This is a genomic window from Pseudoalteromonas rubra (assembly GCF_000967655.1).
Lineage (GTDB): Bacteria > Pseudomonadota > Gammaproteobacteria > Enterobacterales > Alteromonadaceae > Pseudoalteromonas > Pseudoalteromonas rubra_A.
Window position 1 is genome coordinate 19,197 of the sequence record NZ_JXYA01000004.1, and the last position, 10,148, is coordinate 29,344.

The window sequence follows — 10,148 nt, forward strand, 5'->3', positions numbered from 1 at the left end:
TCCAGAACCTCACACTTTGTCATTGTGTTTATGTAATTAATTGGTTTTTTCCAATTTTACGGTTCGAACAGCTGTGCTGAGTACCTGGGGTGATGCCACTTTAACTGCTTACCTTTGGGTTATTGAGTCAGATGTTCTGAGCAAAGGAACTTACTCAATAAACCTTGTATGGGTATGGCATGAATAACGACTTAGTGGCTACATTAGTGACATTGGCCCGGACACGTGGCGATGACATTGCATATCAGTATTTCTTCGAAGACAACCAACCGGCAGTTTCCCTGAGCTACGCAGAGCTCGACTTAAAATCCAGAAAAATAGCAGCTCGTTTGCAGACTTACTTCGACAGAGGCGACAGAGCCTTACTCTTGTATAATTCTGGGTTTGAATTTGTTGAAGCCTTCTTTGCCTGTTTGTACGCCGGCATTGTCGCCGTACCTGTTTATCCGCCGAAAAAGAATCAAAATACCGACAGGCTGAGAAGTATTATTGAAGATGCCGGGGCAACCGGTGCACTGACCAGCAATAAAATTTACGAGATTGCCCAGCCGTTATTTGAAGCCGAAGCCAGCCTTAGCAATGTGTCTATCATTGCCACCGACAGCGAGGGAGTGGAGCAGGTTGAGCCTATGCCCTGGGAGGATATCCGCATTGCTCCGCAGGACCTGGCATTTTTGCAGTATACCTCGGGTTCGACGGGGAGCCCTAAAGGCGTGATGGTAAGTCATGCCAACATCATGGATAACGAAGAAATGATGAAGCTTGCCTTTGGCCACAGCAGCGATACGCCTATTGTGAGCTGGCTGCCTCATTTCCATGATATGGGGCTGATCTTCGGTATTTTGCACCCTATCTATATTGGTGCACCTGCCGCGCTGATGAATCCCACCTCGTTTTTGCAAAAACCTCTGCGCTGGCTGAAGTTGCTGAGCGAGACCAAAGCCGTTACTTCCAGTGCCCCCAACTTTGCCTACGACCTGTGTGTTGACACCATCAAAGAAGCGGAGCTGGCTAACCTGGATTTATCGCACTGGCAAAGTGCGCTTAATGGTGCCGAGCCGGTGCGGGCCAGCACGCTTGAGCGTTTTTATCAGAAATTTAAACGCTGTGGGTTTCGCCGGGAGGCCACCGCCCCCTGTTATGGCATGGCAGAAACCACTTTGTTTGCCACAGGCGGGCGCTTGCTGAAAACCCCCTCCGTATTGCAGCTCGACAGCAAGGACATGCATCAGGGTAAGGCCTCGTTATTAACGCCAGCCTCAACCAGCACAGAATCCTTTTATGATCAAAACGCTACGGATAACAACTCGGCAGATAATCAGCCTTATTATGCGGTGTCGTGCGGCAGCACCTGGCATGGCCATACGCTGGCGATAGTAAACCCGGACACCAGACAGCGTTGCGCTGAAGGGCACACCGGAGAGATCTGGGTAAAAGGCGCCAGTGTTGCCCAGGGCTACTGGCGCAAAGCCAAGCAAACCGAAGAGATTTTTCAGGCCCGGATTGCCGATGACAATGATGGTCCTTATCTGCGAACCGGCGATTTGGGCTTTGTTTATCAGGACGAGCTGTATGTGACCGGGCGCGCCAAAGACGTGATGATCTTCCGTGGTAAAAACTATTATCCGCAGGATATTGAGCTGACCGTGGTTGAGGCACATGCTGCTATGGATAACAACGGTGGCGCGGCGTTTTCTTATTTGTCTGAGCAAGGTGAAGAGCGTCTGGTAATCGTTCAGCAGGTAAAACGCACCGCCGTACGCAAGCTCAATGAGCAGGAGATTTTTGCCGCGATCACCTCAGCAATTACCGATCAGCATGGCATCACGCCGTATGAGGTGGTGTTGATCAAACCCGGCAGGATCCTCAAAACCTCCAGCGGTAAAATCCAGCGACAGGAAAATAAACGTCATTATCTTGCCGATACCTTTGAAGTGCTGGCTCGCTCTCGTGCGCCGCAAGCTGCGAACGAACAGCCGTTGCGAAAAGCAAACACACCAGATCACTCAGAGCTTGAAGCCACGCTGCGCAAGGTGTTACAGCAAGTCGTGGGCGATGAGGTTGAGCGCCAGCCAAATAGCCTGGATGTTGATGCCACCTTTTTATCTTTAGGGGTGGACTCGATGAAGGCCGTGCGGATCTCTGGCGAGTTGATGGAGCTGCATGATATTGAGCTTGAAGCCACGGTGCTTTACGAGCATCCGTCGATTGCCCAGCTTGCCCATTACCTGTGTCAGTTTGAGTCAGTGCGCGAACGCCTTGAAGTACAGGGGCAGCCTCCTGTTGAGCACACAAAAGTGCAATCTGAAGTGCCGGAGGTTGAGCAAAGCGAGCCTGAGACACAAGCGCTGCCAGATACCATGGATGTGGCTGTCATCGGTATGGCGTGTCGCTATCCGCAGGTCTCAGATGCCGATGGATACTGGCAATTATTGACGGAAAAACGCGATGCCATCAGCGTGCCAGACGCAGTTAGACAGGCACTGTGCCCTGAGTTAGGCCAGACTCGACTGGGTGGATATCTGGACAACATCGAGCAGTTTGATGCCGGATTGTTTGGGATATCACCAGCAGAGGCCAGATACATAGACCCCCAACACCGCTTGTTGCTTGAAACCAGCTTCCATGCCATTCAGTCAGCCGGGATGATGCCAGCCGAATTGGCCGGTCAGCCTGTTGGCGTGTATGTGGGGATTTCTCAGAATGACTACTTTAATATGTCGAATAAGGCGCAACAGGGCAATGCCTATCTCGGCACCGGCACGGCGCTGAGTATTGCGGCAAACCGTTTGTCTTATACCTATAATTTCACCGGGCCTAGCCTCTCTGTCGATACCGCTTGTTCTTCTTCTTTGGTGGCTTTACATCATGCCCTGAGCGGGATCCGCGCAGGCGATATGCCTATGGCACTGGTAAGCGGGGTGAACCTGATCCTCAGCAATGAGGTTACGGATGCCTGCGAAAATGCCCAAATGCTGGCCGAGGATGGCCGTTGTAAAACCTTCTCGCGTGCTGCCGATGGCTATGTGCGCAGCGAAGGCGTTGGCTGCGTGTTACTAAAACCGCTGGCACAGGCGATGGCCGACAGGGATCCGATTTATGGGGTACTGAAGGGCAGTGCGGTCAATCAGGACGGCCGCAGTAATGGCATCACCGCACCCAATGGCGCTTCACAGCAAAGGGTGATCAAAGCAGCATTACACAGTGCGGCAGTTGCGCCGGCGGATGTACAGTATATTGAAACCCATGGCACCGGCACTGAGCTGGGCGACCCCATTGAAGTGTCGGCACTGGCCAAAGTATATGGTGAAGGGCGTGCGGCCAATCAGCCCTTGCTGTTGGGGTCGGCAAAAGCCAACATTGGTCATCTTGAGTCTGGTGCAGGCCTTGCCGGGCTGATTAAAACACTATTGTGCCTGAATAAAGGCCAGGTGCCGGGCCAGCTGCATACCGCGCAGCTGAATGCCCATATTCCATGGCAAAAGCTCCCGGTACGGGTTGCAACGCAAGCCCAGGACTGGCCTGCTCAGGGTGATAAACCCAGGCTGGCGGCGGTCAGCTCGTTCGGTTTTGGCGGCACCAATGCCCATGTGATCTGTGCCCAGGCACCTGCTTACCCTGATCAGAATAGCAAAACCTCGTCAGTAAACTCGGGGTATGTGCTGCCATTGTCGGCAAAATCCACCAATTCACTGGCAGCACTTGCCAGCCGTTATGCCAATGCGCTGAGTGCAGCAACGCCATCTAGGTTTGATGCCCTTGTGAGTCAGACCGCGTGTATGCCCCATTACAAAGAAGCGCGTCACGCTTTTGTTGGCGAAACCCGCGAGGCGCTGGTTGCCGCGCTGAATGACTCCACTCAGCTTGCTCACTGTGCAAATGAGCCGCAAGCACCTGCGCGTGACCTAGTGTTTTTGTTTACCGGGCAGGGCGCACAATATCCTGATATGGGCAAAGCCTTGTACGAGACGCAAGATGTGTTTCGCGATGCCATTGATGAATGTGATCGCCTGCTGGGCGATACGCTAGGCCCAAGGCTGCTTGAGGTTTTATACAGCGACCCGAGTGAACGATACCTGGCTCAAACCCAGTGGACCCAGGTGTGCTTGTTTGCCATTGAATACGCTCAGGCGCAGTTGTGGTTTAGCCGTGGCCTGAAACCTGATTATCTGGTGAGTCATAGCGTTGGGGAATATGCCGCAGCCTGCATTGCGGGCGTATTTTCGCTCTCTGATGCAATCAGGTTGATTAGCGAGCGTGGCCGGCTGATGAATGCACTGGCGGACAATGGCCGCATGGTGACGGCGCGTTGTGACCGCGCGCAGGCCGATGCACTGGTGGCTGACATAAGCGAGCAGGTGTCGGTGTCGGCTTATCATGGCGAGTCGGGCGTGGTATTTTCTGGTCACAACAGCGCCATGGATAAGTTGTGCGCGGCGCTGGATAGCGCCAATGTGCGCCACAAAGCCATTAACACAGCGCGGGCATTTCATTCACCGCTGATGCAGCCCATGCTCAGTGAATTTGCCAAAGTGGCTGCACAAATCAATTATGCTCAGCCAACAATCCCTTATATTTCGTCTGCTACCGGTCAGCAAGAGGCGCTGCGGGTGTGTGACCCCAGCTACTGGGTTGAGCAGATCTGCGCGCCAGTGGAGTTTGAAGCCTGCATGGCACAACTGGCTCAGTTAGATGCCTATTGTGCCCTTGAACTGGGCCCCAAGCCGGTTTTGTGCGGCTTGTTGCAGGAAAACCGCCCGGCTGAACAGTGCGAGTTTTTGCATGTATTGCATGCTAAAGGGGCAGATCTGCCCCGTTTATTGTCAGCGCAGGGACGCTTGTTTGAACTCGGGTTGGCGCTGGACCTGGCGCAGAGCCCGGCAAGTGAGCACCAGCCCAAAGTACCTTTGCCTTTATACCCGTTTGACCACAGCCCCTACTGGATAGCCGACCTGCCCGCCGAGTTAAGCGCACAGCAGAGTGCGCAAACTAATACCGAGCAGGTGGCTGGTTCTCGCGAAGAAGCGATCCGCGCCTTTGTTCTCAATACTTTATCTCGGTTGTTATCTATGCCGGTCACCGATATTCAGACTCATGTACCGCTGCTGGAAATGGGTGTTGATTCGCTGATGATCATGAACGCGGTGCGCACCTATGAGAGAGAGTTTGGGCTTGAATTCAGTGTCCGTCAGTTTTATGAAACGCTCAGCACGGTTGACCTGCTGGTGGCCTATATAATCGAACACAGTGATTATCAGGTGACACCCGCGCAGGTTACACCGAGCCACTCAAATAGCAGTGAGCAAATACGCGTAGCGCCAGCGGAGGCAATGTCAGTTAACGCACCCACTGAGCTGGTTGCCACGATTTGTCGTGAGCAATTACAGGCTGCTGCTGTGGTGAACAACAGCAATGCTGCACAAAGTGTTGAAGCGGTCGCTGCCCGTCAATTGGCCATGTTACAAGGCCTAAATGGTGAACAGCAAACTTCTGCTGTGGCACTGGCATCTACGCCCGCGCCACAAGTGGCAACCGCAAAGGTAACGCCAACTTCGCAGGCTACAACGCAAAGCGACGCAACCCGAGTGTTACCTGGATTTGGCAACAAGCAGATAACCACGGCTGCCAGTAGCCAGTTCGTGCAACGTCATTTGGCATCGCTCACAGAGCGTTACTGTGCAAAAACGCCACTGTCAAAAGCCATGGTGTCTGAGCATCGGCCGCATCTGGCGGATTGTCGCGCGTCGGCCGGGTTCCGTCTGTCCAGTAAAGAGCTGCTTTATCCGGTGTTTGGTAAGCGCTGCGAAGGCAGCCGGATCTGGGATATTGACGGTAATGAATATATTGATATCACCATGGACTTTGGCGTCAATTTGTTTGGCCACAAGCCTGCTTTTGTCACTGAGGCGCTGGAGCAACAAATTGAAGACGGTCTGCAACTGGGGCTGGCAAGCCCGCAGGCTTGTGAAGTGGCTGCGCTTATCAGCGAGCTGACCGCTCTGGAGCGCGTGACCTTTTGCAACTCGGGCACTGAAGCTGTGATGACTGCTGTGCGCCTGGCGCGCAATAAAACCCGTCGCAACAAAATCGTGCAGTTTGAAGGTGCTTATCATGGCCATTATGACGGCACGCTGGCGCAAAACGCACCGGGTGGTGACGTGGTTGAGCCTATGTGTGGCGGCGTCAGAGCCGGTGCCATTAGTGACAACCTGGTGCTTGAATACGGCGCAGAGTCAGCATTGCAACGCATCAGAGCGCAGGGCAACGAGATTGCTGCGGTTCTGGTTGAGCCGGTGCAAAGCCGTCATCCGGCACATCAGCCGTGGGCATTTTTGCAGGCGCTGAGAGCACTTACGGCTGAGCTGGGCATTGCGCTTATCTTTGATGAAATGATCACCGGTTTCAGAGCCCATCCGGGTGGCGTGCAGGCCATGCTGGGGATCCAGGCGGATATGGCAACCTATGGCAAGATTGTCGGTGGCGGCCTGCCTGTGGGCGTGGTTGCGGGCAGCCATGAATTTATGGATGGCATTGATGGTGGCGTCTGGCAGTATGGCGATGCGTCTTATCCGCAGGCGGACACCACCTTTTTTGCCGGGACTTTCTGTAAGCATCCGCTGGTCATGGCCAGTGCCAAAGCAGTGCTGAGTGAAATTAAAAAACAAGGCCCGCAGCTGCAAGAGTCCGTCAGTGACAAAACCCAGTATCTGGCGCAGACACTCAATGCATTTTTTGCAAAGCAGGGCATCCCCATGCAAATAGAGCATTTTGCTTCTTTATTCCGGTTTCGTTTTAGCCAGAATCTGGATGTGTTTTTCTATGAAATGCTCAATCGCGGCGTGTTTATCTGGGAAGGACGTAATTGTTTCCTTTCGGCGGCGCACACCGAGGCCGACGTCAATACCATCATTCAGACCGTTAAAGACAGTGTGCTGGCATTAAAAGCCGCCGGTTACTTTGGCGAGCCAGACCCGGCTGATGCGCAACCCGAGCAGTTCCCGCTTACAGGAGCACAGCAGCAATTACTGGCACTGGCGCTTAAATCTGAACATGGCGCAAAAGCATATCACCTGCAAGCGGTGCTGCGCTTAAGCGGAGATCTGGACAAAGCTCGCCTGGCTCAGGCCATCGAACAGCTGAGCTCGGATTACCCCTTGCTGTGTTATTCGGTCGACCCGCTCACTTTGTCTCATGTCAAGCTGGCACAGCCTGTTTTAACTCAGCACACCGACAGCGCCACGCTGACTGAGTTGCGTTATCGCCCCTTTGAGTTTGGCGCCCAGCCTTTGTGCCGGTTCGACTTGCTGCAAACGGATGCACAAGAACATGTGCTTAGCATTAGTGCACACCATGTGCTTTACGACGGGCTCAGCCTGCAACAGCTGATGCACCGCATTGCCAGCAATTATAGCAGCGCAAACAGTCAGGTAACTCCGCCGCCTGTGGTGCACTTTAGCGCCTATGTTGACGGCGTGCAGCGCTATTTGGAAAGCGCTGACTATGCGCAGGATAAAGCCTACTGGCTGGACCAACTGGCACCTTGCGAAGCGCTGGCGTTACCCACACGCTTTGGCGCCGACAGCCAGGAAAGTTTTGTTGTTGAAAAACGGGTGTTCAAACTCGATGCGCTGTCTGCAATCAAAGCGCTGAGCCAGTCTCAGGGCTGTGGCCAGTTTGCAACCTTGCTGGCCGTATATGCCTTGTGGTTAAACAAGCTGACTGGCCAAACGCACATTGCCGTTGGTATCCCGGTGTCTGATCGCGGCTTGCTCAGTGATGGTTATAACCCGGACGACCTGGACCTGCACTTACCGGGCTACTGCACCAATATTTTACCTGTGGTGGTGGAGTTCAGAGACTCTGTCACAGTGGGAGAGCTGGTTAAGCAGGTGCAGTTCAGCTTGCTTGAAGCCTTCGAGCATCAACACTTGCCCTACAGTGAATTAACTCATGAGCCGGTGTGTTTGCCACAGACCTTGTTTAACCTGGATAAGGTACAGCAGCTGCCAGAGTTTTCCGGACTGAGCGTATCAACCTGTACTACAGATACCGGCTTTGGCCAGTACCAGTTTAGCTGCAATTTGTTATGTGTTGATGGACAGTGGACGCTGGAGCTGGAATACCTGAGCGCGCGCTACGACAGCGATATGATGGATAATTACGCCCAAGCGCTCATCGCCTTGTTTGCCAAGGTAAAGGGCGCTCAGGCATATGCTGATGTGAGCCTGCTCGACGAGGCTGCGCGGGCACAACTGCTGGGGCAGACTTTGCAAAGCTCTGTACAACCTCTGCTGCTCGATGCACTGGATGAGCAAGTAAAGCTCAGCGCGCAGCACAACGCACTTGTTTGCTCAGAGCAGTCACTGACTTATGAGCAGCTACAGTTACGAGTCAATCAGCTGGCAAACTATCTGACTGCCCGGGGCGTTGGTCGCGATGCGTTGGTGGCCATTGCACTGCCGCGGCGCACAGAACTATTAGTGGCCTTACTGGCGGTACTAAAAACCGGGGCTGCCTTTTTGCCACTCGATTTGAGCTTCCCGCAGGCTCGTTTGCAGGACATGCTGAGCGACAGCAAAGCAGCGTTCTTACTCTGTGATGCGCTGAGCGAAGCCGCGGTGGCCATTGCTAATACCCGACTTGATATTATCGATTTGGACGCCTGCCAAACTGAGATTGCCCGCTGTTTAGATACCTTCGACGCTAAGCCAATCACGGCGCAACAACCTGCCTATGTGATTTACACCTCCGGCTCTACCGGTAAGCCCAAAGGCGTTGAGATAAGCCACGGCGCACTGGCAAATCTGTTACATACCATGGCCAAAGAGCCAGGGCTTAGTCAGTCCGACTGTCTGCTCAGTGTGACCACCATTGCCTTTGATATCGCCCTGTTAGAGTTGTTTGGCCCGCTGACTGTCGGTGCCACTGTATTACTGGCCAGCGAACAGGCTTGCAGCGACCCGAACGAACTGGTTGCGCTGATAGAGCAGCATCCGGTGACTGTGATGCAGGCTACCCCGACCTTGTGGCAGCTCTTGTTGGCGGCAAAACCGGACTGTGTGTCCGGACTCACCGTGTGGAGTGGCGGCGAGCCGTTAACCCCGGTCCTTGCGGCGCAATTGCTCAGCCAGGCAAAAGCGCTGTGGAATATGTACGGACCAACCGAAACCACCATCTGGTCTGCCACAACGCAGATACAAGATCCCGAAGACATCACCATCGGCAAGCCGGTGGCCAACACGCGCCTGGTGGTGCTGAACGAACATGCCGCAATTCAGCCTGTGGGCGTATGGGGCGAGCTGTGGATCGGCGGGGCCGGTCTGGCTGAGGGATATCTGGCACGACCTGAACTGACGAAAGAGCGCTTTGTCACTTATCAGTTAGAGGGTGATGGCAGCGAGCGGCTGTATCGCACCGGCGACCGGGCCCGGTTGCTGGTCGATGGCCGGTTTGAGCTCGATGGCCGACTTGATCATCAGGTTAAGCTGCATGGTCACCGTATTGAATTAGGTGAAATAGAAGCGCAGTTACGCAAGGTGCTCGGCGAGGTAGATGTACGAGTTTTTGTCAAAACCACGGCGCAAGGCCAGTCGGCACTGTGTGCCTACGCCATTGAACAGGACCAGTTGGCACAGCGCTGGACGATTAGTGTCCTGCGCAGTGCGCTGGCAAATCAACTACCGACTTATATGCTGCCCGAGTACCTGTGTTGGCTAACGCAGTGGCCAACCACGGCCAATGGTAAGCTGGACCGCAACGCCCTGATGGTGCCAAGCGCCAACCAGGGCACGCAAACCGAGCTATGCGCGCCACAAAGTGCAACACAAGAAAAGATCCTGGCCTGTTTCTGTGAGCTTTTGAACACCGAGCAGCTGGGAACTCGCCACAATTTCTTTGAGTGCGGCGGTAATTCGGTGCTGGCCATGCAGCTGGTGTCACGGTTAAACCAGCACTTTGCCATCAGCGCCACGGTTGGTGACATTTTTGATAACCCCAGCACAGTGCAACTGGCGGTGCGGGTGGAAGAGCTTATCAGTGCGGGCCCGGCGGACCTGCACAATGGCGTTGAGCGCCTGAGTAATATTGTCAGTGGTCGCGATATCAGTGTGGCATTGGATGATCAATCCATGACGGAGATGGACTTGTAA

At 54.1% G+C, this 10,148-nt stretch carries 1 protein-coding gene; it reads left to right on the forward strand.

Translation table 11 applies throughout. The features are described from left to right. Positions 1-179: 179 nt before the first annotated feature. Entirely contained in the window at positions 180-10,148 is a 9,969-nt protein-coding gene (locus TW77_RS02305) for a hybrid non-ribosomal peptide synthetase/type I polyketide synthase (RefSeq protein ID WP_046003365.1), read from the forward strand.

Bases quoted from the DNA above. Each gene is read 5' to 3' on its own strand.
- TW77_RS02305 (WP_046003365.1), top strand. From the start codon at position 180: ATGAATAACGACTTAGTGGCTACATTAGTGACATTGGCCCGGACACGT.